Here is a 23,496-nt window from a genome sequence, read left to right on the forward strand (position 1 = left end):
AGCTAGTACTAGCGACTTATTTGGTTAATTCGCGACAAACATGCTTATTGCATAAGACAGTGCCATCAATACCAATAAGATCGCAAAACTATCTGAGGCTCTCATGATGCTCTCCAGTGATCCTGACATCGTTAACAGCAATACATCACTGCACGATTCCAATCTACTCTTCTATAAGACATAAATTTAGGAGAATTGCACCGTAAATAGGCTAAATGCCCAAATTAAGGGCGTAAATCTAAAAAAGGAAGCTAAATCAGAGGCTTAAGGAGTGGCCAGGCGATCAAATACCGCCATGGATTCGACATGAGAGGTATGCGGGAACATACTGATGATCCCTGCACTGCTCAATGTGTAGCCCGCCTGATGGCATAGGATTTCGACATCTCGGGCCAATGTTTTGGGGTTACAGGAGACATACACAATACGCTGTGGGAGCAAGCTGCTTTGCTGTAAATACAATTGCGCAAGGGCTTTACAAATCTCCATCGCACCTTCACGTGGTGGATCCATCAACCAGCGCTCTGCCTTTCCCCAAGATGCGATTGTCTCTGTGATTACCTCAAACAAGTCGCTTTGCATAAAGCTCGCTTTATCAACCAAGCCATTGTGAATGGCATTTGCTTTTGCCCTTGTTGTAAGACTTTCTAAACCCTCGATACCCAGAACTTGTTTTGCTTTGCGGGCCAGGGGTAATGTGAAGTTACCAATGCCACAAAATAAATCGAGCACACGATCAGTTGCATGCACTTCTAGCAAGCGAATCGCCCTACTCACTAAAGCTCGATTCATCATGTGATTCACCTGCGTGAAATCAGCTGGTTTAAATAGCATCTCGATTTCAAATTCGGGCAAGCGATAGCAAAGCTTGCCTGTCTCGGGATAAAAAGGCGCTACTGTTTCAATACCCTTGGGTTGAAGCCAAATCCACACTTGATGTTGATCTGCAAAATCGCGTAAGAGCTTCTCGTCTTCTTTGGTTAAAGGCTGGAGATTACGAAATACCAAAGCAGTGACTGGCTTCGTTTTTGAGGATCATCTGACTGAGCATCCTCTGGCTCACCAACGGCAATTTCAATTTGCGGCATACGATCAACGATAGATAAGCCCATCACCAATTTACGCATCTGTGGAAGTAAATCAGACACATGCTTTGGCAAGCTTTCGCAGGCGAGCATGTCCGCCACATAACCGCTCTTGCCTTCATGAAATCCAATTAATACGGTACCTTTTTTAATAGAGCGATTGACGGCACTTAAACGCGCACGGTGTTGATATTCCCCCCAGGTTGGACCGCCCATGGGTCGCAAAATTTCTTCTGGCGTTACTTTGACGATATGCTGCAAGTCGTCCTCTAAAACACGCTGCTTCATGGCCACTTGAGCCCGAATGTCTAAGTGCTGCATGGTGCAACCGCCACAAACTCCAAAAGCTTTGCATTTTGGCTCCGCTCTAAACACAGCGAGCTTCAATATCTCGCGTACTTTGGCTTTACTAAAACGGGCTTTATCACTAGTGATGGTGTAGGTGACTGTCTCTGTGGGAAGTGCACCTTTGATGAAGATCACTTTACCGCTTTGGCTTTGCTCTACTTCTTCTGCGTTGGGGGTTAAGCGAGCGATGCCTTGCGCATCTAGATCCAAGGCTTCAACTTTAATTGGCTCAGCCACTTCAATATTGACTGGCTTATCCCCTCTACGCATCTGGTGCAAAACCTTGAAGATATTCTTGCCACTGCGCGCCGTTAGGCTCTTTAGCTTCTTTTTCTAAATACGCTTTAACAAATTCAATTTCTTCTTGATACTCTTCAAGAGAAAAACCACCGCGTAGTAATTGAAAGCGGCAATACATCAGATAGGTGTTCACCACATCGGTTTCGCAGTAACGACGAATGTCATTAATCTTGCCATCAAGATACGAGGGCCATACTTGGCTACCATCCATCCCCATCTTGCCAGGAAAGCCACAGAACTTGGCTAAGCCATCTAATGGAGCATTGCTCGTCCATTAAATTTTGCTAGAAGATCCATCACATCCAGATGACGCATGTGATATCGACTGATGTAGTTATTCCACTTAAATTCACGGCTATCAGAATCTTGGCTCTCGCCCATTTCCCAATAGCGTGGAGCTTGCACATGATTTGCTAGAGCGCGATAGTGCAACACTGGCAAATCAAAGCCACTGCCGTTCCAGGAAACTAGTTGTGGCGTATATTTTTCAACCAAATCGAAGAAGTCCGGAATGGTTTCAATATCAAATACGAGAACAGTAGCCATACGTGCTTACAACAACACTATTACAAGTATGGCGTTGGATTGACTGGTTTACCGTTGACACGAAGTTCAAAATGTAACTTAGGTGAAGTGGTATCTGTATCACCCATCTCAGCAATTCTCTGCCCTTTGCGTACGGCATCACCCTCTTTGACTAACAGCTTGCTGTTGTGAGCATATGCAGTGAGGTAAGTATTGTCATGTTTAACGATCACGAGATTGCCATAACCACGCAAACTATTACCGGCATAAACGACTTTGCCATCAGAAGCTGCCAGAACGGGCTCGCCTACTTTGCCTGCAATATCGATACCTTTATTACTTTCGCTAAATTCACCAGTGACCTTGCCTTTAGCAGGCCAGGACAAACGAATACCTGGCTCTGCCACAACCTCAGTCTTGGCTGGCTCAGGGGTTGTTGCTGATGGTGTAACAGGCTTATCACTAGGTGTCTTCTCAGCCACTTTGGCAGGTTTACTTCTTGCTGGAGGCTTAATCAAAATTAAGTCGCCGACTTCAATAACATTCGGATTGAAGCTCGGATTTGATGCTTTATTCCACTGCACTACGTCTCGGGGCGCTTGACCATTATCTAAGGCGATACGCGCTAAGGTATCCCCCTTTTTCACCCGATAGTAACCAGCAGGTGTTGGCTTTACAACACTAGCTGTACGATTAGTTACGCCAGCTGGTTTAGTACGCGGTGTAGAGCACCCCACCAGCAACATCAAAGATGCGGAGAGAAGTGCAATCAAGAAACGTTTAGCTAAAGTGTGTGGCATCAAATTAGGTTCTGAATAGGGGTATTCATAAAGTTCATACTACCCCTGATTGTAAGGGGACAAAAAAGACCCCGTCCAGCACTGTCCTTTGGTAGCGCTGAGAGCTCATTCTTTCAACCATAACGAGCTGTTGCTCTTTGTCATTTTTGGCAACTGGAGGCAACTAAGCGCCCACCTATCGCCAATTGATCTAGCAGGGCATCCGCGGAATACCCAAACCAGCTGCGGCCAAGATGATTCCATCAAATGGGGCAGCTTGAGGTAACCCCAAGATGCCATCACCATAAATCAAACGCAGGTTATTAATCCGAAAAGGACGCAACTTGGCTCTAGCCATGTCATGCAATGGACGAATCCGCTCAATTGAGTAGACCTCTTCTGCCAACAGGCTCAGCACTGCTGCTTGATAACCACAGCCAGTACCAATCTCCAAAACCTTACCGAGCTTGTGTTTAGGTTTATGGAGTAATTCGATCATGCGCGCCACTACAGATGGCTTAAAAATCGTTTGTTCATGTCCAATTGGGCAATGCCGTGTCTTCATAAGCCTGGGCATGCAAACCTGCATCCATAAATGCATGGCGAGGAACAGTAGCAATTGCCTCTAAGGTTTTGCCGTGCTTCACACCTCCAGCATGTACTTTTGCTGCTAATGCTTGCCGATAGGCTGTGAAACGTTCTGTGGGCGCTTTCAACCGCGATCCCAATCGTTGGCACGCATGGCTGCCAAACGAGCATGGTGCGTTAAATCTAATTGCATTGGGGTAATCGAAATACACCCTTCTGCAATCGCATGAAAGTCTGTGCCTTCTGAACCTTCTTTGACATCACCCGCAGTGCCAATCCAGTAAATCTTCTCGCCACGTGGGCTGTCTTGTACTACCACTGGGTGAGAGTGATGACGATTGCCTAAGCGCGTCACGCGCCAGCGGTAAAGATCTGCATAAGGACGATTGGGAATATTGACATTCAGCAATGTCGCGGTACCTTCAGTACGCGCCAAGGCAGAAACTAACATTTGTGCCACGACATCATGCGCTGCTTTAGCGGCATCTTCAATACGATTCCAGCCGCGATCGATTTGTGAAAATGCAATGCCAGGAACACCAAACATCACACCTTCTACCGCAGCGGCAACAGTACCGGAGTACAGAGTATCTTCACCCATGTTCTCGCCTTGATTGATACCAGAAATCACTAGATCAGGCTTCTCATCTAAAAAACCTGTCATGGCAACGTGCACACAATCAGTTGGCGTGCCATTGATAAAAAAGAAACCATCACGCTCGCCACCTGCCACTCGATGAATCGACAGTGGTCTAGATAGTGTGAGTGAATTCGAGGCCCCGCTGTGATTTTGCTCTGGCGCAATCACCGTAATACGACCTAAAGGACGTACCGCTTCAACCAAAGCCAATAAGCCAGGGGCCAAATAGCCATCGTCATTCGATACCAAGATATGGGGTTGACGATCACTCATGGCGTATCAATTCTCTCTTTTGAACTATCGATTAAATATTGCTTGCAGGGGTTAAAGCACGACCTCTAAACCAACCATAAATCACTGGTAGCACTAAGAGAGTCAAAACAGTAGTCGTCACCATACCGCCCACGATCACGAGGGCCAAAAGACGTTGCGCCTCTGAACTAATCGAGTGAGATAAAGCTGCAGGCAAGAGACCTAAACCAGAAAGCGCTGCAGTCATCAGCACTGGACGTACACGCAAGGAGGCGCCTTCGACCATGATGTCTTTCATTTGTCCGTGCTCGGTAGCAGCCGTCTTATTAATAAAGGAAATCAAAATCACGCCATCCTGAATCGCAATACCAAAGAGCGATAAGAAGCCAAAGAAGGCTGAGATACTTAATGTTTCCCCTGCCAAGTGCAAGGCAATTACGCCACCAATAGCAGCAAATGGCACATTAATCATCACAATGAACGCATCACGGAAGTTGCCAAACGCACTCACGAGCAAGAGGAAGATCCCCATCAAGGCTAGCGGCACAATCAACATTAGCTTCTTCTGTGCTTGCTTCATTTGATTGAACTGACCATCCCGGCTAATCGAATAGTTAGGTGGCAAGGTAACATTCTTTTCTACCAAGAACTGTGCATCCTCTACGACGCTACCTAAGTCGCGATTACGGACACTGAATTTAATCGCAATATATCGTTTACCTGCTTCACGATAGATAAAAAAAGGACCATCCGTTAAGCGCACTGTAGCAACCATGGATAAAGGTATTTTGGTGCCATCGGGAGCATCAACCAATAAATGGCCAATGTCTGCTACATCATTGCGACTACCTTCATTTAAACGAATGGCAATGCCAAAGGTTTTTTCATCTTCGAGCAAATTCGTAACAGCTGCACCGCCAATAGCATTAGCAACCACGGTTTGAATATCGTTGACGTTAATGCCGTAACGCGCTGATTTTTCACGATCAATCTGAATATTGAGTGTTGGTTGACCAAGCTCTTTCAGAATGCCCTCATCAGCAACGCCTCTCACCTGCTTGAGTTGATCAATCACTTCATGGGCTTTTTGATCCAGAACATCAAGGTCGGCCCCGTAAATCTTGACGGAGTTCTCGCCCTTCACGCCCAATAAGGCCTCATTGACGTTATCTTAAATGTATTGGGAGAAGCTGTAGGCAATACCAGGAATCTTATTGAGCTCAGCCTCTAAGTGGGCAATGAGATCCTTCTTCGAAGAGTCACTAGGCATCTTGTCTGGACTCTTCAGATAAAGGCCATATTCTTGGTTAAAGACTCCAGTGGAGTCAGTACCATCATCAGGGCGACCAATCTGTTCAGCAACTTTTTTAATCTCTGGTTGAGCCATAAAAGTTTCGCGTAACTGATTAGCAACCTTAACTGAATAATCTAAATCCACCGTATTAGGTAGCGTCACCCGCAACCAAATATTGTTTTCTTCTAAGATTGGCAAGAAGGCGGTGCCCAAACGGGTCATACTCAACAGAGTTAATCCGAGCACAAATACCGCAACTGAGAAAACAGTAAGTGGACGATCCATCCAACCTCTGAGCAAAGGCTTGTAGCCATCCAAAATCATTGGTAATAAATGAAGGTGGCGTGTGGTGCAAGTTCTCGCCAAACACTAATGAAATCATCGCCGGCAAGAAAGTGAGACTCAAGACCATTGCAGCGATCAAAGCAAAGCCTATCGTAAATGCCATTGGCTTAAAGATGATGCCTTCTACGCCACCCATAAAGAACAATGGTGAATAGGCCACAATAATGATGCCTGTGGAATAGATCATAGCGCGTTGCACTTCACTGGTAGCCATGATGATGTTTTGATTAAGACGCTTACCACCCTCTTCCAAGTGACGCATGACATTCTCAGTCAAAATCACTGCTGAATCCACAATCACACCGAAGTCAATCGCGCCCAAGGAAATCAAGTTGGCCGGCACGCTCCACAAATGCATCTGAATAAATGAAACACAGAGCGCCAATGGAATGACTGCAGCTACCACGGCAGTCGCACGAATTTTTCCTAAGAAAAAGAACAGCACCGCTAAAACCAAAGAGATACCGAAGAACAAGGTGTGCTTCACAGTACCAATAGTGATATCTAACGGTACTTGACGATCATAGAATGGCTTAACTTCAATACCAGGTGGCAAGACATGTTTGTTGATGTTTTCAATTGTATTGCGAACTCGGGCTAACACTTCGGTCGCGTTCTCACCACGCCGCAAGTAGACAATACCCTCTACAGAATCTGGATTGTCATTGAACTGGAACATCCCTAGGCGAGGAGCATTACCAATCTCAACTCTGGCGACATCACCGCTCCGAATGGGAACGCCATTATTAATGGTGATCACCACCTGCTTAATATCATCGATATTCTTGAGCAAGCCAACGCCACGCACCACAAACTGTTGCTCACCACTAGGCAGCAAGCCGCCACCGGTATTGCTGTTGGCATTGGTTAAAGCCAAAATCAGTTGATTAACCGATACGCCTTTAGCTTGCAAGCTTTCTGGGCTGACAATTACTTGATATTGACGAACCTTGCCACCAAAAGAAGATACGTCTGCTACGCCTGGGGTTTGCTTAAGCTCTTTGTAAATCTCATAGTTTTGCAAAGTCTTTAATAAGGTGGAGTTTGCGTAGTCTGAACGCACCTCATAACGCATGATCTCGCCAGTAGCATCAGAGTCTGGGCTAATGCTTGGGTGTGACTCCAGGAGGAAAGCTCATATTCGATAAATTACTAATGAAAACTTGACGTGCTTTAAACGGATCAGCCGTGTCATTAAATTTCAGAGTAACAACCGATAAACCAACTAAAGACACTGAGCGGAATGCCTGCAATCCTGGAATACCAGCCAAAGCATTCTCTACTGGAATGGTGACCTGCTGCTCAACCTCCGTTGTACTTCTACCGGGCCATTGTGAAATCGCTTGAATGGTTAATGGAGCAACACCTGGGTATGGCTGAATAGGTAATTTACTCAAACTGAGCATGCCAAGCCCGAGCAACACAATCGAAGCAAAAATCACTAATACGCGCTTCTCGATTACCCCTCGAATAAAGGAGGTGAAAACGCTCACTTAGTCCTCCTGCTTGGCAAAGCGATCGTTTAACAACACCGAGCCTTCGGCCAAGATTTGCCAACCCTGCTCTACACCTTCGGTAATCGCAAAACTCTTACCATTAAGGTCGTAACCTTTGACCGGTACACGACGATACGTTTCTGGGCCAACCTTAATAATGGCGTAACGATTCTCACGAACACGCATAATCGCTGATTGCGGCACAACTACGGCATCTGCTGTGCCTGTCGTCAGTAAACCAGAGGCGTACATATCTGGGCGCAACAGATCATCCATATTCTCCACATCAGCACGAATCAACAAAGCGCGAGTCTGCGGATCAATCATCGGTGCAATGTAGTTAGCGTAGGCAACAAACTCTTTATCGGGATAAGCCTCTAGAGTCAGAATCATTTTTTGACCCTGTTTAATCATCCGAAAATCTTGTTCAAATACATTACCCAAGAACCAAAGATGTTTGGGATCAGCTAAAGTCGTAATGACGTCACCAGCATTGACTGCAGAGCCTGGCTCCACATTGCGTTTGACCACAACCCCCTTTAAGGGAGATCGCATAATCAAATTGCTGGTAGTTTTACCAGTAGATTCAATACTCTTAATATCACCATCACTAGCACCCAAATTTCTCATGCGGTTGGCTGCTGCTTGTTGAGTGATTCGAGCATCGCCCAATAAATCACTCATCGTTTTACTGGACTCCAGAACTTGAGCAGTCTTAGATGAGAGCAAATACTCTTGTTGTGCAGAGAGAAACTCAGGGCTATAAAGTTCTACTATCGGCGAACCTATCTCAACTTGAGCACCATCGAAGGCGTAAATACGCTCTACCCGTCCAGGCGCACGAGCTGAAAGTACTTTAGATTTTTCTGCATTGAAGGCCAACGTCCTGGTATTTTGATATTGACAGGTGCTTGCACTTTTTTCGGCTGTCTGAAATACATAAATCTCAGGATTGAGTTTTACGCCTGGTAACTTTAATTCGAGCACACCAGTCGACTCTACTTTTAACGCTTTATCGGAAGCTTCAATCTTCACGTTACGATTTACATTGGTCACGCGCCCCACCACTATACCGAGCGACACAAAATAGCAAATGCAAATGCGGCGAGACGCACGCGGTAACGATTTTCTGGTGATAAATTCCAATACAAGCCAGCTAAACCAACAGCAGCAACTTTGGCATGATGGGCACCATGATGCACACCTTTATGCAAAATCGGCTTTGCCTTTTCAGTGAGGCTCTTCAGAAACGAAAGAATTTTGTTGATCAAAACTGCTCCTTAAAAGGGTTCTTTGCCCGCTGAAACCATTAATACTGCTTGCGCCTGCGGCAAATTACTCTCAGCTTGGGCGAGAGCAATCTCTAAGTTACGCAATTGCGTTTGCGCAGTCAATAAATCATTAAAGCCTTGGCCATTATTTGAGCACTGAGTCAAACCTACCTTACCTTATAGACAGCATCTGCCTGTGGTACCTGACGCTCTTTTTCAGAAACTGGGTTTGATTCTTGGCTTGCTCAAACGCTGCATAGGCAGTATTCACAGCCAACACAATTTGCTGGCGATTTGAAATGTTCCCCGCTTCTGCTGCCGCTTGGTTGCGTTGGGCTTGTTCTACCCCATACTTTTCTTTAGTGAAGAAGTACAAAGGAATAATCAGATCAAGTTCGAACTGGTAAAACAGCGCACCAATTCAAGTCTCGACCGTTTGGGTTCTTGGGGGCTAGCATGCGTGATGCTCGTAAAACCCAGTTATCGAGATACCATTCGCCCGCTAAGCCAGTGCTGTAGCCACGCGCATCGGCTGCATAGTCGTAGGCCAAGTAGGTCATATTGCCCCAGTTCATGAACTGAATACGAGGATCTTTTGCGTAACGACTATCGTCAAAAATATCTAAAGTAGAAAATTGACCAGCAGTCACCATTACGCGATTGCTGCTCACGGATTGTGTGATTTGATTAGCCTCATTTTCGAGTACGACTTTATCACCTTCTTGATTAAAGGTCTGACGTAAGAATGCACGAGCAGAATAAAACTTCGCTTGCGCACCATTGGCTTTAGTTGCTTCACCGTTGGAAAAATCACCTAGACCAGTCAAGCCAGAAAATGGCACACCAGAAATCACTTCTGGGTTGAAATAAATATCGGTATCCGGCGCTATGCGTGCACCAAAAAATAATGTGCCCGACCAGGTGTAGCTCATCGACTTCAAAGACGACATGCTATTCTAATCGGAATAGCTAGAGGTGAAGTTGTTATATCTCTGATTGATATAAGTAGTTTGACCGTGGATATTGACCGGCAAACCCAGAATCTCACCCTCGGTTGGCAAACCATTAATAGCTTCGGCAAAACTAGCGATTTGGTCAGAGCCTGACCCCGCCTTCTGCGCGAACGCAGTTGCTCCGAAAAATGTGCAAACAATGCTTAACAGGAGGAGTAGATAAATCTTGCGGGTCATTCACAATTTCTGATGGGATGCCGATGCAAAGCAAAAGCAACACGCCGATAGGAAAACTGGGCAAACACAGCTTGAGATTGAAGCCCAAGGGTGGTGCAGACCGAATTATCCCCAAAAAGGAGCAATTTACCTAGCTTTTATGTCGCGTAAATGACAGATCTGCGGAGGATTGCGTATAGACGAGGCTACATATGTACCCCCAAAACAATTCACCTCAAAGTTAAAGCTTATAGATTAAGGTCGTCAGAAACGAAATTTACTTAAATTATTAAGGGCTAGGTCTGCTTGGCTAGCCAAAATATCCTGAAGAAAAAGCACAGTGAGATCTGGGTTTTCTTCCGAGGCCTTACCTAAACGAGCCCAATACTCGATTTGCTCAGAGAGAGTTCTATTTGTTTCCACTGAGGCAAGTTGCGCACTCTTAACGAGAGCCTTTGAGAGCTTAACAAGACTGGGCATTTCAGCGTCGATCCATTAAGGCTCTAGCCAAAGTCCCAGCATCAACATACTCTAGCTCGCCGCCCACCGGAATGCCTCTTGCAATCCGAGTAACCTTGATGCCTTTGGCTTTTAGCACTTCACCAATGTAATGAGCGGTAGCCTCACCTTCACTAGTGAAATTGGTAGCTAGCACTACTTCCCGAATGGGCACACCAGTATCAGGAGTCTCAATACGATTGAGCAAGCGATCAAAACCAATTTCATTGGGGCCCATGCCATCCAGTGGCGAGAGACGACCCATTAACACAAAGTAATTGCCCTTGAAACTTAAAGTCTGCTCCACCATCACTTGGTCAGCCGGTGTTTCTACAATGCAGAGCAAAGAAGGATCACGACGACCGTCCGAGCATGTGCTGCAAATCTGCGTTTCAGAAAACGTATTGCAACGTGTGCAGTGCCCTACTGTTTCTACTGCTTCACCTAATGATTGCGCAAGCACTGCTGCACCATTGCGATCGTGTTGCAATAAATAGAAGGCCATGCGCTGAGCAGACTTAGGGCCTACTCCAGGTAGCACGCGCAAGGCCTCGATCAATCGACCGAGCGCGTCTTGAGGTGCTTCTATGCGTGCCATTTAAATGAACTAAAAAGTAAAGAACTTCAATTAGAAAGGCAACTTAAAGCCTGGAGGCATTGGCATGCCAGCAGTCGCGCCCGACATCAATTGCGCACTGGCAGTCTCTACGTGTTTAAATGCTTCGGCATAGGCAGTCACAATCAAATCTTCCAACATCTCACGATCGTCCATGGCACCTGGATCAATCTGTACGCGCTTGAGTTCGTATTTGCCAGAGATAGTAACTTTGACTAAGCCACCAGCTGCTTGACCAGTCACCTCTAACGCAGTCAATTGCTCCTGCGCCACTTTCATCTTCTCTTGCATCTGCTGAGCCTGTTTCATGAGGCCAGCAAGTCCACCTTTCATCATCGCTTTATTTCCTTAGTACTTATGAATTAATCAATTTTATTAAATGGGCTGTTTGAGAGTCACCACGTTACAGCGGTTTCACTGAACCACCGACCACTTTGGCGCCAAACTCTTTTTCTAATTGCTGAATAAACGGATCAGCCGCAATCATTTGCTCTGCGTTCATTCTCTTCTCTTGATGAATCTGCGCATCGACCTTAGCAACCGTCTTACCTTCTACTTGACCCTTTTCGATTAAGACTTTGACTGGCTTACCGAAGTGAGCAGTAAGTGCGTCAGCCAAACGCGCCACAGATACTTCAGAAGCTAACTGCGGCATTGGTGTCACCACGGTTGCACGCACACCAGTAACCGAATCATTCCAATCTTGTAATTCTGTCTGAAACGCCAACTGTTGCACTAACCCCTTAACTGGCAACTGACGCATCAATGCATGCCAATCAGGACGCTGCGCAGAATTACCTGCAGAGGCAGGCGCGGAGGCTGCAGGAACAACAGACTGAGAAGAGGCTACCGCTGGCGGCGCTGCTGGTGTTGCTGGTACAGATTTAGCAGCCGGCGCAGAGGCTCTTACGGCCACAGATGCAGGCGCTGCTAGACGTGCAGTATTGACGGGTGGCGCTGAAGGTGCGGGTGCAGAACCACCTCCACCGCCTCCATCACTGCCACCAACAATACCTAGACCTGGACGAAAGGCCAACATGCGCAAGAGTGTCATAGCAAAGCCAGTTTGCTCATCTGGTGCAAGCGATAAATCTGGACGGCTGGTAATAGTGATTTGATAAAAAAGTTGCGCTTCTTCTTTAGTGAGTTGTCCTGCCAAGCGATGAATCTCCCCTGCTTCTGGCCAATCCTCTAAAACGGACTCTGGCACGACTTGGGCCGCTGCAATCTTTTGTAGCAAGCTGGAGAGGTCTTGCAATGCTAATGAGAAAGACATACTGCGCTCACCCATTTCATTAGCAACGGCCAAGAGGCTTGCGCCATCTTTAGCAATCAGGCAATCCAGAATCCGAATGAGATACGCATCATCCAAGGTGCCGAGCATGCCGCGCACTGAATCTTCTGTGACCTTGCCAGCAGCATAAGCAATTGCCTGATCTGTCAGCGATAAAGCATCGCGCATCGATCCTTGGGCTGCTTTAGCTAAAACGCGTAAAGCATTAACTTCGTATTCGACTTTTTCTGCGGCGAGTACTTTTTCTGCGGCGAGTACTTTTTCTAAGTGCTCAACAATAAGCGGTACTGGCATTTGCTTGAGATTGAACTGCAAGCAACGCGACAAAATGGTGATCGGAATCTTTTGTGGCTCCGTTGTAGCCAGAATAAATTTGACGTGCTCTGGAGGCTCTTCCAGCGTTTTGAGCATGGCATTAAACGCATGATTGGTGAGCATGTGCACCTCGTCAATCATGTAGACCTTATAACGGCCATTACTCGGTGCGTAAGCTGCTTTTTCTAGGAGGGCGGCAATATCGTCTACTCCACGATTACTCGCCGCATCCATCTCGATGTAGTCCACAAAGCGTCCGGCATCGATTTCCACACAGGCAGGACATTTGCCACAAGGCTCTGAAGTCATCTTGCCAGAACCATCAGTTCCGGTGCAATTGAGGGCTTTTGCCATAATGCGGGCAATCGTCGTCTTACCTACCCCACGGGTACCTGTAAAGAGCCAAGCATGGTGCAAACGACCTTGATCCAAAGCATGGGTTAATGCCTTGACCACATGGTCTTGGCCGACTAATTCGGAGAATGTTTTAGGGCGCCACGAACGGGCTAATGCCAAAGCTGTCATGTCATCCATTCTAACAAGCTAAAATGGAATTGGATGGGCCTCCCCGCATGGTGGGTTGGATAATCTGGTCAGGTCGGGAACGAAGCAGCCAAACCCAATTTCTGCCAGTGCCGGGGGTTTAGCTCATCCACCCTTCTTTATAAGTCTTTGTTTGGTTTGGTATTTATTTTGCCAGCAGAGATTTGTGTCAGTAAGGTGTGTCACATCACTACTTCGCCTACCACTCAATCCTTTTGACAATTCCACTACAGGGCAAAGTTACAGCCAATATTGACGAGATTGAAATTCCAACTTCCTTCCTCTGGAGTTGAACCAAATTCATCATTTAACGGAAACGATCCTAATAAATCCCCACGCATACTTCTAAGAGAATAAAAATCTTCTTTAAGCGCAAACACTCTCTTTTCGGTGCAATTGATACGAATTTGAGTAGCTTTGGATCGATAAGTGATGGCGCCATAGGCTTGGGGCTGCTCAAAGTTCTCTACATAGATTAAGGTTGCGGAGTTTCCATTTCTGACAATAGAAGCAGTCTCTACGAACAAAGAGCCATTGCCTACATAACCAGGAACCTCCTGCAAAAAGGCATATGCGGATTGCATACCCACTAACTGAAAAATCAGAATAAGTAACCCAGCCAAAATCTTGTTCATAAAGCCATCTCGCCACATTGAAAATTGGAAGTAATGCATCTATTTTTGCATCTCATTACCAATACATTACTGTAATTTGTAAGGGCTGGATCTACATTCAGGTAAATCCTTAGGGAAAGCTTCAGCAAATGGGGAGTTTTAGCTTTCAGGGCCATCAGAGCCCTACTGAAAAGAAGCTTTGCTTTAGAAGACCTTCAGAATCCGCAGAATTCCCCAAATGATCCAAATAATGATCAATACCAGGACAGTTCTTGCGTCTAACTGGATCTTGAATAACTGCAGTTGCTTATGACAACACTCAATAGATACTCGCAAAGCCCATCCCCTCCTGAGTCATTAATAAAGAGAAGGTTTCAGCGTAGACGGATCAGAATGGATTGAATAGAGATTGGGGATGAATTGGGTGTAGTTCATTGCCTATTACCCTCAAAAGCAATTTGATAAAAATTTTATCCGCTTAGCGTCTATAGGTACCCAAAGCTTCAGCAGCACGTGGTGCGGTCCGAATTACATTGCCGCCTGACCCATAGGTGTTATATACGCAATCACCAACAGACGAAGGTTGAGTAGCTTGTCCATTTGAGCCATCAGGGCTGCCATCATCATCGTCATCATCGTCGCTATCAGAAGAGGATTGGGTGTTCTGTCCATTGGAGCTATCGCTACCATCACTGCTTGGTGCGCTTTGCGTCATGCAACCGGAACCATCAGTGTAGTATCCGTCCACACCATAAGGAAGCGCTCGTCGTACCTGTGCCCCTACAGATGCACTTAACAATACCAAACAAGTAATCAATATAAGTTTTGTCATGTTGAACTCTTTTTTTGATTTTCCGGAAGCCTTTCTTGGAAATGATTCTCAGCTATGGATTGAGATGCAATCTAAATATAGTTTATGGCAAGCAGGGATTAAATTAAAAAAGATATTACCCAAAATTGGTATGTATAAGGCTTTACTAACCGCTTAATACTTTGTACATCGGAAATTGAATAATTCAGTTTTTTTATTTTTTAACACTTCTTCAAGTTAAGAGATGCGGTTTTGCATAGCGTTCATCTTGGCATTTAGTGGGCCCACAAACTTATTCATACGCCAGCAAAAGAAATAGATTAATACATGATGGATATCAAACTACTGTAATCATCTTTCCATGGCTTGAAATTCTTTTGCGCTTTAATTAATTGGGCATTCGCTAAGTTTGCATTCTGAAAATAGTCCTTGCCGCTAGACATCAATACCCAATGCGATCTAAAGCCTTCTTCAGCTTCTGGGACTACGTAACTTAGTATCCTAACTTCTACGCCAAGTTGATCAGCAGCAGCCTTTACTACTGGCTTTAGGTCCAAAAAGCGATTGGTGATGTGTAGTGCTAGGACACCATCTTTTTTAAGATGTCGAAAGTACTGAGTAAATGCCTCTTGAGTAAGTAAATGAATCGGTGCTGAATCGCCCGAGAAAGCATCGATTACCAAGACATCAAATTTCTGATTCGGCTCATACTCCAATTGCAAACGTGCATCACCCAATACAATTTCTACGTTCGCAGAGGTTTTGGATAGAAAAGTAAATTTTTGCTGAGCTACGTCGATCACTTGTGGATTGATTTCATAGAACCTAAATGTGTCGCCCACTCTTCCATAGCCAGCTAGGGTTCCAACGCCTAGACCGACTACCCCTACTTTAATTGATTTGGAAGATGCTTCTTTAATCAGAATAGCTTTCTTCTATGTAATACGTAGTGGGCTCTAATTGCCTATTAAGAGAGGTGTATTGCCTGCCATGGCTGATCTGTCCATGTTGCATCGTCTTATAGCACCGTCAGCGCTCTGGTAAACCTTGAGCGTTCCATAAAAATTACGAAGACTTAATTCTGAGCCATGTAGAGCAGCATAGTGATCCGCTATACGAATTACGCCGATCAAGACTAAAAAACCCGTAACGCTAAATATAGTGCTCGTCTTCCAAAACGTATTTTTAAATGGGGTCGTGCTAATAACCACTGCGGCAGAAATGAAGCCTGTGAGCAAAATACCAATAGATAACTCAAAGTTTTCATTAAACCAATACGGTGCAATGACTCCAACAAAGAAGCCGCCTGCCACTCCACCAACTGCAAGCATTAAACAGTAAGTGGTGAGGTATTGTGAATGTGGCTGCTGCGCGGACAACTCACCATGACACACCATACACACTACAAAGAATGCAGTGAGATTGATGCCCATTGCTACAAATATCGGCAAATCATTGAGGCCCATGGTGGGTAAATAGGCCAATGCAAATAATGAGAGAACGAGTAAAGGTAAAATAGTTTGCGTTGATACCAGCCATCTCTTTCAAAACGGATAATGAATGACAGCAGATATAACGCGAGTGGCGCTACCCAGAGCATGGGTATGGGGGGCAATATTCTCTGTTAGAAAACTCGTATCAGCCACCATCAAAATAGATGGGCAAGCTGCCAAGATTGCCCAAATCAATAATTGCTTTGCTTTTGGAGGCGACACACCCCCTGCTCTTGCTCTGTTATTAAACTCTGACTATGGCGATTGCGCCAAGCCAGCATTCCGCAAGACATGACGAAGAAGCCATACAGCACCGACCAAGCAATAGGATTGCCACATCGTAGGTAAAAATGGCTCAAATGCGATCGGGTAAGCTAGTAAAGCCAGCATAGAGCCAAAATTAGAGAGCGCAAATAAACGATAAGGAATGCCACCCGTCTTCTCACGCACAAACCATGCTTGGATCAAGGGTCCTGTTGTAGAGAGAACAAAGTAAGGTAAACCAATGGATACCAAAAGCAAACCCAGAATCTGCAGGGTAGGATTTCGCTCCCGGCTGGCTTCCAATGCTGACTAGCTGTAATGGGCAGCAAAAAAAGACTGATGCATAACCATGAAATGTGAAGCATGCTTTGCTTATATGGACTTAAAGCTTTAACTATCCAATGAGAATAGACATAACCAAATAAGAGAACTGCCTGAAAGAACAACATACAGATTGTCCAGACCGAAGCAGAGCCACCAAACCAGGGCAGGATCATCTTGCCAATTAATGGCTGAACTTGAAATAACAAAAATGCACTCAAGAATATGGTCAAACCATAATGGAATAACAGGCGCAAATTATATTTCATGTTCAATATCTTTAGTAATTATCACTGGAGGATGAATTACCCCCATATCTTAGGAATTCCGTTTTTATCTAACTTTGCTTCATAAATCTGCCAGGTTATTTTGGCATCTTGGTCAATTAACATCTCAAGAGCCCATCCAGTCATCGTATCCACCGTATCAAAACCATCAAATACAAAATTGCCCAGACTATAAAAGATAGGCTTGCCTCGATAACTCTCAATATTTTGCGTTACATGAGGATGACCACCAACTACTGCATCTGCCCCACTATCGATCATGAAGCGCGCTAACTGGACTTGATTTGAAGAGGCTATTTTGTCGCCCTCCCATCCCCAATGCGGATATGCAATCACTACGTCAGCCCGATAAATACCTTTAGCTCTTTTAATATCAGCAGCGATGTAGTCTTTTTCGCCCCATGCAGTACCCGGGGTCGGTCGTCCAACGCCTCAAAACTTCTCGGCAAGAAGATGTCAAACCCTACAACAGCAATGCGCTTACCATTGCTCTCAAAAAATAATAGGCTCATGAGCAGAGCGGATCTCTTTACCAGCACCGAAGTACTTGATCTTTGCCACGTCTAATAGATCGATCATGTTAGCGATGGCCTGTGAACCATAATCACCAGTATGGTTGTTAGCTAATGAAACAGCGCTAAAGTATTTTTTGATTATGGGCAACACTTCTTGGGTTTGCCCTCAATACAAATGGCTTGTCTTCAGCCTTACCAGTTGTCCCGACTACACACTCCAAATTACCAACCACTAAATCCGCCTGCCGAAATACTGGAATAAAGCTTTTAAATGGATCATTATCTGCCTTAATATGTTTACCTGGTAAGTCATTAAGCACGATGTCGCCCACAAATATCATTTTGATATTTGTGGTTTTAGCTATTGCATTCAGGCTTAGTATTGTCAGAGCTGTCCATAAAGCCAACCGCTTTAGCAAATGTGGCATCCTTAATTGCAATCTAAGCGGCACTGGAAAAACAGCTCTCGCTCATAAGCCCCACCATAAAACCAGTGCTTACCAAAACTTTGTGTGCACGTCTTAGGGCTAACTTCGTATTCTTGAGCATTCATGAGCACATATCGCTCTTTTGAAAAATTGTAGACATAGAGTTTCAATTTATTAATATCAGGCAAATACTGCCCTGCTAATCTAAATCCACTCGGCAAGTCGACTTTTGAGAAACTATAAGTATCATTTGTGAACTGAACAAATAGTTAGCCTTGAGTATTTCTAACATCCGTCTCACAAATAATCTGCACGACAAAAGCTGCTCGGCAGCTAAAAATGGCCTCAAGGAATACTAGAAATGTACAAAACCCATGCTTTGCCATAATTTGCTAATTTTTATAATGAGTTGATTATGTAGACATTTCATCAACACTAAGCGCTTTATCGCCCAATCCTCTACCTTTTATAAGTCTTATGCTTTATGACGCAGTGCATTATAAAAATTAGAACGAGTTTTTGCATCTGAGCGTATAGTGGGTTTTCATAGGAACCTGCTATGAAACGAATAGTCGATATCTTCCGCAAGAACCAGCGCAATCGTGTGCTATGGACCTATATTGTCGAATTGGGTGGGGAGAGGGTTTTCATCCGAATCTTGAAAACTTCAAAGAAGAAGCACTAACGCTGGCAGGTATTGAAGACTATGGGCCTCTTGAAGAACTGGAAGCGCTCGTTCATATGGAAATACTGAAGTAATCTATGGCGAACAGTACATTACATGCGATTGCTATAGAGGAGCTCAGACACTCCAACCCATCGTTTCATGACGAATATTGCAAATTGGTAGAGGGTATTAGTAATCAGATTCGCGAACTAGCTAATCAACACCCTGATGAATTTGATTTCACTAGCTTTACCGAAATATATGATCGCGCTAGTAACGAACCTATATTACAAATTGCGATCGGCTATGAAAAGAACGAACTTTACCTTCATATCTATATTCACAAAGATAACCACCTTGTCATTGGCAAGTCCGGTAGTGGTACGCAGGTCAAAACTGCCGCAGAAGCCCTAGAAATGATTAGCCAGTCTTTAACTATCTCCTAATTGAGATTGGGTGGCATCCACTTGCCACTTAAGACAGATTCATCAGCCCAATATGTGCGGATGTAAAGAGAATGCTTCCCATCTGGCGCTGGCAACCAATTACTTTCTCGCTCTTTGCCCGGTGATTTGGCGCCAAAGTACAAAGTCAGTGAACCATCTTCGTTGTATTTCATATTCTTATTTTTAGTTCCCAATGAGTATTGCTTAAAAGCATTGGGATAAAAGAAGTGTTTATCGTTATATAGGGTGATTGACCAAAAACCTTTTACCGGAGGTAACTGGTCTTTAGGAAAAGTAATGCTCACGGCATTTTTACCGAAGAGCTGCTGACCTTTTGCGTCAAGGTCTCTATAAAAATATTTTGTTTCGTTTGGCGTATTTTCAAAAATATTGGATTTGGCGGTTGCTAAACGACTGAGATAGTCAGTGCCCCACTGTGCGCCATTAGGAGTCGATCTCCAGCCATTACCAACGGCAACACCATTGTTCTGCCAAGCGAATAAGGGGCCTACCAGCTCCTTATTGGCAGCCACAAAAGTATCTGTCAGCATTTTCTGAATAGAGGCATCTTTGCTTGCTGCATCCAATACCGATTGAATGGTTTTATACAGCACTTCTTCACCAGGAAGTGGCGGGGTGATTTTTATGACCGCTTGTAGCTGCTCATAAAATTTCTCAGGATGAACCCACACCACTTCTGAGCCATCACTTTTTGCAGCTGGGTATGTAGGCAATTTTGTCCAATCAGTTGATTTCATTTTTCCGTCAAACTGACTGAGCGGATAAAACATCACTTGTTTTAAATACGGCAAAACTGCCTGCGTATCTTGTTCAGAGTCCTCTTTAAATATTCTTGGAATGGAAAAAGTCAGATTGGTTGATGAGCGGACTACTGCATTAATGCCTGCTGGTACCGCGCCCTGCCAATTGGGACCAACCATCATGTAAAAGCCAGGCTTAGTCCCATACTGCTTACCGATTTGAGCAAACTCATCTGTGCGACCGTCATATATAGAGCGTAAATCCAAAAACGATCTCCAAAGTCTGGTACCTGAAAAACGACTAGCTCTTTATCTAATACTGCAAAACCTGCACCATAAACTACAGCCTGATTTGGGCAGGCTACAAAGTTTTCTTGAGGCTGAATATAGTTAATCAGTATAGCTACGTGCCCCACGGGAGCTACCGGAACAATCCCCTCCAGAAAGTCCAGCCGCGGGAACTTCTTGCATTGCTAGTCGGCGTGCGTACATATTCACCAAGGGATAGCCCCAGATGTATGCAAGGCGTCCGATTGTTTGAACGTACTCCTTGCTCATACTGAGGCCTTGCACTGGTCCTGGCACTTGATCAGGCTTTACCGGAATAGGTATTTGTTGAGCATACGAATGACTAGCTGTTAACAGTGCAAGCATGAAGAAGGGGGCGGCAATTCGAGATTTCATGTACTCAATTCCAAATCAGTTGGTTTTAGGTTGGTGTCTTTGCTAGCACTTTAAATAACAAGTTCATCAGCAAGCAATAAATTAAAAAAATAATAGCATGGGCATGACTTCATATTGGGGCATAAGCTTTGCCACCTTTTCTATCCAATACAAGGCACAATATCCCTATTCAATTCCACTGAAACTCTTATGTCCCAAGCCATTATTTTCGATGTAGAAGCAACTGATAAAAACGATACTGTCATCATTGAGGCGGCCTCTCTTGATGTCACCTCTCTTCATCCATTCGAAGTAAGCAATCCTTGGGTGCAACGCTACAACCCAGGAAAGCCCATCAGCTTGGGCGCACTAGCAACTCACCACATCATGGATGAGGAACTCGTCAATTGCCCTGCTAGTAGCTCATTTAGATTGCCGGCTGGCACCAAATACCTCATCGGTCATAACATCGATTTTGACTGGGTGGCCATTGGTAGTCCTGAAGTAAAACGTATTTGCACTTTAGCGCTAGCTCGCAGTCTTTGGCCCGACTTAGATAGCCATACTCAGAGTGCCCTTCTCTATTACTTTGAACGCAATACTGCTCGTGAGCAACTACGCAATGCCCATAGTGCTTTAGCAGACGTATGGATTTGCTCCAAGATTGTTGGCAAGATTATTGAAAAGTTGCAACCAGTGTCCTTAGATGCTCTCTGGGAAATGTCCGAGAAAGCTAGGATTCCAACGATCATGCCTTACGGCAAGCACAAAGGCGAACTCATTAGCCAAATGCCGACTGACTACAAACAATGGATGCTACGCCAAGACAATGTGTCTAGCTACTTGCGTAAAGCACTCGAAGCGAAATAACCAGCGCTGAGTTAAGACCTAGCGGAGAAATTCTGATGGATCTTACACACGAGTTTTTAAGGCAGAAGTTAAGCGCAGTAAACCAGGGCTGTATTGTCCAGAAGGCACGCATGCCCGAATAATGCACAGCTCATTGACTGCTGTTGCTGCCTCTAGTGCAGATTGCAATTGATCCTCAGTTTCGCATAAATAGCCTTTGCCGACACCAAAGGCTTGAGGAAGTAGCTCTGCCTTTAAGGCAGGAAGATCGTGGAACGGTCCATCAATCATGGGTCTTTGGATTCCATAGCCGCGGTTATCAAGCACCACAATAATCGGATGCACATCATGAAATGGTGCGGCCACGGCTTCAAATCCGGTCATTAAAATGCGCCATCTCCCACCAAGACTAGCGAATGACGTGACGGATCAGCACGCCCTGCGCCCAATGCTGCAGGTACCGCGTACCCCATCGTGGCATAAGTAGGCACTAGCTAAAGTAAGCGATTGTGCTGGCAGTTCAATGGAGGCGAAGAGGCTGTCACCCGGATCCACAATCAAACGCCACTGATCATTTAAAAATGGTGCTAGACAATCCATAATGCGCTCAACGCCTAACGCTTGACCAACTGCTGGTGTAAATGTGGGTTGACTGTGAACGACTTCCGGACCATTTTCTTTATAACCATCTGCAGTAGCCACTTTGCTTAATGCTGGTAAGAATGCTTGGAGTGGCACGTCTTGATATGTACGAAAGCCAATATTTACATAAGTATCAGCACACTTGATAATTTGACCTCTCTCTAAGTGATCAGTAAAGCCCCCATCACCAAATCGGCATAGAGCACACCAAAAGAAATCAGAGGCTTAGCCCGCTCCACTTGCTCAACAACTGACGGAGGGCTGACCGCCCCCATATACACACCGATGGATAAAGGACGGGTTTCTGGAATAACTCCCTTGGATAGTGAAGTTGTTGCCATAGGCACGTTGAAGTTTTCTGCGAACGCTAATAAATCAGGGCCTCTAGGGCCACGCCTAACTGCCATCACGCCAGCAAGTGCCACTGCATCACCCTCACCTTCAAGCAATGCCAGTGCGTCTTTGACCGCCAGCGCTAAACGTTGCTGATCCACCTTAGGACTTGGTATTACCAAGGGCTCTGGATTATCGACAATTGGCATATCCACCATGTCGCGCGGAATCTCAATATAACCAGGACGTTGATTAACAATCATCTCTCCTAAAACCCGATCAATATCTTGCGCAATTGTAAGCGGATTGAATAAGACTGCCTGTGCAATCGTGAGGTCTTTATAGATTTCGAGTTGCGTATCGAAGTTTTTTACCTTGTGGTGTAACAAGGGATCACCTTTTCTCTCTGCTGCTCCGGGTGCACCACTAAGTACTAAAAGAGGCACGCTTTCAGCCCAAGCGCCTACTGTTGCATTTACCAACTTCAAACCACCCACCGAATACGTGACGCCACATACACCAAACCCCCGAATTCTGGCGTAGGATTCTGCAGCAAATGCCGCGCCTTGCTCGTCAGCAGCGGTGACCAACATCGGAAATCCGTGATGGGTTAAGCGATCGAACAGCTTTAACGCAAAATCACCAACAATTCCAAATCCCTCATCAACATTAAGTTCATGAAAACGACGGATTAGGTACTCAGGGATAGTGGTCATCGCTTGTTCAGACATTGAAAACCTCTTTGCACAATCAGAATGAAATGAAGTAAATCATATACTGGAATGTATGACGGTTTATAGGGCTATGAGGTCGGTAGCTTCCTAGGAGGTCTAGACTTCGCAATTTGTTATAACTTCTGGCAATCGGGGTTGGGCGTTCCATCTTCATTGAGAACATTAAAGTCTCTGCAGGTGCTAGAGCGCTGTTCGTAGATTGTGCAGCGACAACCCTCTTCTGACGTATAGCGTAAGACAACACAAGGCGACCCGCCCTTCTCTGTGCCCTTCATACAAACCATGTGGTCAGTCAAGCTTTGTGGTCAGT

31 protein-coding genes, 1 other RNA gene and 5 pseudogenes are annotated in these 23,496 nt (G+C 45.2%); 3 read left to right on the plus strand and 34 right to left on the minus strand.

All coding sequences use genetic code 11. The features are described 5' to 3' along the window. Positions 1 to 264: 264 nt before the first annotated feature. From rlmD to dnaX, 18 genes and pseudogenes are all read right to left on the minus strand, one after another. A pseudogene (gene rlmD, locus DXE37_RS06955) lies at positions 265 to 1,703 on the minus strand (23S rRNA (uracil(1939)-C(5))-methyltransferase RlmD). Continuing rightward, positions 1,696 to 2,246: pseudogene (locus DXE37_RS06960) on the minus strand (3'-5' exonuclease); the annotation flags it as partial. The pseudogenes DXE37_RS06960 and rlmD, both read right to left, overlap by 8 nt. A gap of 53 nt (positions 2,247 to 2,299) precedes the next feature. Then, the gene (locus DXE37_RS06965) at positions 2,300 to 3,058 is read right to left on the minus strand and encodes a peptidoglycan DD-metalloendopeptidase family protein (RefSeq protein ID WP_114637006.1); all 759 of its coding nucleotides are present in this window, start codon (positions 3,056 to 3,058) and stop codon (positions 2,300 to 2,302) included. 34 nt (positions 3,059 to 3,092) lie between these two features. Further along, positions 3,093 to 3,720: pseudogene (locus tag DXE37_RS06970) on the minus strand (protein-L-isoaspartate(D-aspartate) O-methyltransferase); the annotation flags it as partial. 29 nt (positions 3,721 to 3,749) lie between these two features. After that, positions 3,750 to 4,538, minus strand: a complete 789-nt coding sequence (surE, locus tag DXE37_RS06975; protein WP_114637007.1) for a 5'/3'-nucleotidase SurE — start codon at positions 4,536 to 4,538, stop codon at positions 3,750 to 3,752. 31 nt (positions 4,539 to 4,569) lie between these two features. Further along, positions 4,570 to 6,072: pseudogene (locus tag DXE37_RS13545) on the minus strand (efflux RND transporter permease subunit); the annotation flags it as partial. Then, positions 5,960 to 7,231 carry an efflux RND transporter permease subunit gene (locus tag DXE37_RS13550; protein WP_269460304.1) on the minus strand — a complete coding sequence of 424 codons (1,272 nt, stop codon included), beginning with the start codon at positions 7,229 to 7,231 and terminating at the stop codon, positions 5,960 to 5,962. The pseudogene DXE37_RS13545 and the gene DXE37_RS13550, both read right to left, overlap by 113 nt. 28 nt (positions 7,232 to 7,259) lie before the next feature. Continuing rightward, on the minus strand, positions 7,260 to 7,649 hold the full coding sequence (locus DXE37_RS13555) for an efflux RND transporter permease subunit (RefSeq protein WP_269460305.1): 390 nt from the start codon (positions 7,647 to 7,649) through the stop codon (positions 7,260 to 7,262). Then, positions 7,650 to 8,735, minus strand: coding sequence for an efflux RND transporter periplasmic adaptor subunit (locus DXE37_RS06985; RefSeq protein WP_231971221.1), 1,086 nt, complete (start codon positions 8,733 to 8,735; stop codon positions 7,650 to 7,652). It lies immediately after the preceding gene. Then, positions 8,720 to 8,923 carry a hypothetical protein gene (locus DXE37_RS11540; protein ID WP_197713138.1) on the minus strand — a complete coding sequence of 68 codons (204 nt, stop codon included), beginning with the start codon at positions 8,921 to 8,923 and terminating at the stop codon, positions 8,720 to 8,722. The genes DXE37_RS06985 and DXE37_RS11540 overlap by 16 nt, the downstream gene beginning before the upstream one ends. Before the next feature lie 9 nt (positions 8,924 to 8,932). Beyond that, a complete protein-coding gene (locus tag DXE37_RS11545; RefSeq protein WP_197713139.1) occupies positions 8,933 to 9,088 on the minus strand; it encodes a hypothetical protein in 156 nt (51 codons plus the stop codon). 7 nt (positions 9,089 to 9,095) lie between these two features. After that, complete coding sequence (locus DXE37_RS11550) at positions 9,096 to 9,299, minus strand: TolC family protein (RefSeq protein WP_197713140.1); 204 nt, start codon at positions 9,297 to 9,299, stop codon at positions 9,096 to 9,098. A 13-nt stretch (positions 9,300 to 9,312) separates the two neighbouring features. Then, complete coding sequence (locus DXE37_RS06995) at positions 9,313 to 9,873, minus strand: hypothetical protein (protein ID WP_197713141.1); 561 nt, start codon at positions 9,871 to 9,873, stop codon at positions 9,313 to 9,315. Positions 9,874 to 9,879: 6 nt separating this feature from the next. Next, positions 9,880 to 10,113, minus strand: coding sequence for a hypothetical protein (locus DXE37_RS11555; RefSeq protein ID WP_197713142.1), 234 nt, complete (start codon positions 10,111 to 10,113; stop codon positions 9,880 to 9,882). A gap of 243 nt (positions 10,114 to 10,356) precedes the next feature. Beyond that, complete coding sequence (locus DXE37_RS07000; RefSeq protein ID WP_114637008.1) at positions 10,357 to 10,572, minus strand: TA system antitoxin ParD family protein; 216 nt, start codon at positions 10,570 to 10,572, stop codon at positions 10,357 to 10,359. Between the two features lies 1 nt (position 10,573). Continuing rightward, entirely contained in the window at positions 10,574 to 11,188 is a 615-nt protein-coding gene (recR, locus tag DXE37_RS07005) for a recombination mediator RecR (RefSeq protein ID WP_114637009.1), read from the minus strand. A gap of 30 nt (positions 11,189 to 11,218) precedes the next feature. Continuing rightward, positions 11,219 to 11,542 carry a YbaB/EbfC family nucleoid-associated protein gene (locus tag DXE37_RS07010; RefSeq protein WP_114637010.1) on the minus strand — a complete coding sequence of 108 codons (324 nt, stop codon included), beginning with the start codon at positions 11,540 to 11,542 and terminating at the stop codon, positions 11,219 to 11,221. 67 nt (positions 11,543 to 11,609) lie between these two features. Next, positions 11,610 to 13,340 carry a DNA polymerase III subunit gamma/tau gene (dnaX, locus tag DXE37_RS07015; RefSeq protein WP_114637564.1) on the minus strand — a complete coding sequence of 577 codons (1,731 nt, stop codon included), beginning with the start codon at positions 13,338 to 13,340 and terminating at the stop codon, positions 11,610 to 11,612. Between the two features lie 32 nt (positions 13,341 to 13,372). Here dnaX and ffs point away from each other — a divergent pair. Beyond that, positions 13,373 to 13,471, plus strand: an RNA gene (ffs, locus tag DXE37_RS07020) — signal recognition particle sRNA small type. Positions 13,472 to 13,585: 114 nt separating this feature from the next. Here the strand turns inward: ffs and DXE37_RS07025 are convergent. From DXE37_RS07025 to DXE37_RS07065, 8 genes and pseudogenes are all read right to left on the minus strand, one after another. After that, positions 13,586 to 13,993, minus strand: coding sequence for a surface-adhesin E family protein (locus tag DXE37_RS07025; RefSeq protein ID WP_231971223.1), 408 nt, complete (start codon positions 13,991 to 13,993; stop codon positions 13,586 to 13,588). Between the two features lie 457 nt (positions 13,994 to 14,450). Next, positions 14,451 to 14,804 (minus strand): hypothetical protein, encoded by a 354-nt coding sequence (locus DXE37_RS07030; protein ID WP_114637012.1) that lies wholly within the window; start codon positions 14,802 to 14,804, stop codon positions 14,451 to 14,453. Between the two features lie 299 nt (positions 14,805 to 15,103). Continuing rightward, positions 15,104 to 15,625, minus strand: a complete 522-nt coding sequence (locus DXE37_RS07035; protein WP_114637013.1) for a spermidine synthase — start codon at positions 15,623 to 15,625, stop codon at positions 15,104 to 15,106. A 114-nt stretch (positions 15,626 to 15,739) separates the two neighbouring features. Continuing rightward, a complete protein-coding gene (locus DXE37_RS07040) occupies positions 15,740 to 16,249 on the minus strand; it encodes a hypothetical protein (protein ID WP_114637014.1) in 510 nt (169 codons plus the stop codon). Between the two features lie 78 nt (positions 16,250 to 16,327). Then, positions 16,328 to 16,498 (minus strand): hypothetical protein, encoded by a 171-nt coding sequence (locus DXE37_RS10835; protein ID WP_162786217.1) that lies wholly within the window; start codon positions 16,496 to 16,498, stop codon positions 16,328 to 16,330. A 33-nt stretch (positions 16,499 to 16,531) separates the two neighbouring features. Beyond that, entirely contained in the window at positions 16,532 to 16,843 is a 312-nt protein-coding gene (locus tag DXE37_RS07045) for a hypothetical protein (protein WP_231971224.1), read from the minus strand. A gap of 323 nt (positions 16,844 to 17,166) precedes the next feature. Next, positions 17,167 to 17,814 (minus strand): annotated as a pseudogene (locus DXE37_RS14360) (CapA family protein). Then, the gene (locus DXE37_RS07065) at positions 17,786 to 18,004 is read right to left on the minus strand and encodes a CapA family protein (protein WP_231971225.1); all 219 of its coding nucleotides are present in this window, start codon (positions 18,002 to 18,004) and stop codon (positions 17,786 to 17,788) included. The pseudogene DXE37_RS14360 and the gene DXE37_RS07065 overlap by 29 nt, the downstream one beginning before the upstream one ends. 849 nt (positions 18,005 to 18,853) lie before the next feature. Here DXE37_RS07065 and DXE37_RS07075 point away from each other — a divergent pair. After that, entirely contained in the window at positions 18,854 to 19,204 is a 351-nt protein-coding gene (locus DXE37_RS07075) for a hypothetical protein (protein WP_162786221.1), read from the plus strand. On the opposite strand, the gene DXE37_RS07080 is transcribed toward DXE37_RS07075, so the two are convergent. Genes DXE37_RS07080 through DXE37_RS11565 form a run of 3 tightly spaced genes read right to left on the minus strand, consistent with a single transcriptional unit; the run spans position 19,201 to position 20,649 of the window. Next, entirely contained in the window at positions 19,201 to 20,232 is a 1,032-nt protein-coding gene (locus DXE37_RS07080; RefSeq protein WP_197713143.1) for a DUF1214 domain-containing protein, read from the minus strand. The genes DXE37_RS07075 and DXE37_RS07080 overlap by 4 nt on opposite strands. Then, positions 20,145 to 20,381, minus strand: coding sequence for a DUF1254 domain-containing protein (locus DXE37_RS14365; protein WP_197713144.1), 237 nt, complete (start codon positions 20,379 to 20,381; stop codon positions 20,145 to 20,147). The genes DXE37_RS07080 and DXE37_RS14365 overlap by 88 nt, the downstream gene beginning before the upstream one ends. After that, positions 20,356 to 20,649 (minus strand): hypothetical protein, encoded by a 294-nt coding sequence (locus DXE37_RS11565; RefSeq protein WP_197713145.1) that lies wholly within the window; start codon positions 20,647 to 20,649, stop codon positions 20,356 to 20,358. The genes DXE37_RS14365 and DXE37_RS11565 overlap by 26 nt, the downstream gene beginning before the upstream one ends. Before the next feature lie 189 nt (positions 20,650 to 20,838). Here DXE37_RS11565 and DXE37_RS07085 point away from each other — a divergent pair, with 189 nt between their 5' ends. After that, a complete protein-coding gene (locus tag DXE37_RS07085; RefSeq protein WP_114637022.1) occupies positions 20,839 to 21,498 on the plus strand; it encodes a putative quorum-sensing-regulated virulence factor in 660 nt (219 codons plus the stop codon). 42 nt (positions 21,499 to 21,540) lie between these two features. Here DXE37_RS07085 and DXE37_RS07090 read toward each other — a convergent pair whose 3' ends face one another. The 5 genes from DXE37_RS07090 to DXE37_RS07105 all read right to left on the minus strand — a co-directional run bounded on the left by DXE37_RS07090 (position 21,541) and on the right by DXE37_RS07105 (position 23,470). Then, the gene (locus tag DXE37_RS07090; RefSeq protein WP_114637023.1) at positions 21,541 to 21,861 is read right to left on the minus strand and encodes a hypothetical protein; all 321 of its coding nucleotides are present in this window, start codon (positions 21,859 to 21,861) and stop codon (positions 21,541 to 21,543) included. After that, complete coding sequence (locus tag DXE37_RS14370) at positions 21,861 to 21,926, minus strand: hypothetical protein (RefSeq protein WP_415067134.1); 66 nt, start codon at positions 21,924 to 21,926, stop codon at positions 21,861 to 21,863. The genes DXE37_RS07090 and DXE37_RS14370 overlap by 1 nt, the downstream gene beginning before the upstream one ends. Further along, positions 21,907 to 22,215: a hypothetical protein gene (locus DXE37_RS10840; protein ID WP_162786110.1), complete on the minus strand. Its 309-nt coding sequence runs from the start codon at positions 22,213 to 22,215 to the stop codon at positions 21,907 to 21,909. The genes DXE37_RS14370 and DXE37_RS10840 overlap by 20 nt, the downstream gene beginning before the upstream one ends. A 65-nt stretch (positions 22,216 to 22,280) precedes the next feature. Continuing rightward, the gene (locus tag DXE37_RS07100; protein WP_114637025.1) at positions 22,281 to 23,183 is read right to left on the minus strand and encodes a thiamine pyrophosphate-binding protein; all 903 of its coding nucleotides are present in this window, start codon (positions 23,181 to 23,183) and stop codon (positions 22,281 to 22,283) included. A gap of 116 nt (positions 23,184 to 23,299) precedes the next feature. Then, a complete protein-coding gene (locus tag DXE37_RS07105; protein ID WP_114637026.1) occupies positions 23,300 to 23,470 on the minus strand; it encodes a YkgJ family cysteine cluster protein in 171 nt (56 codons plus the stop codon). Positions 23,471 to 23,496 lie beyond the last annotated feature (26 nt).

This window comes from Polynucleobacter necessarius (assembly GCF_900095205.1).
GTDB classification, from domain to species: domain Bacteria; phylum Pseudomonadota; class Gammaproteobacteria; order Burkholderiales; family Burkholderiaceae; genus Polynucleobacter; species Polynucleobacter necessarius_E.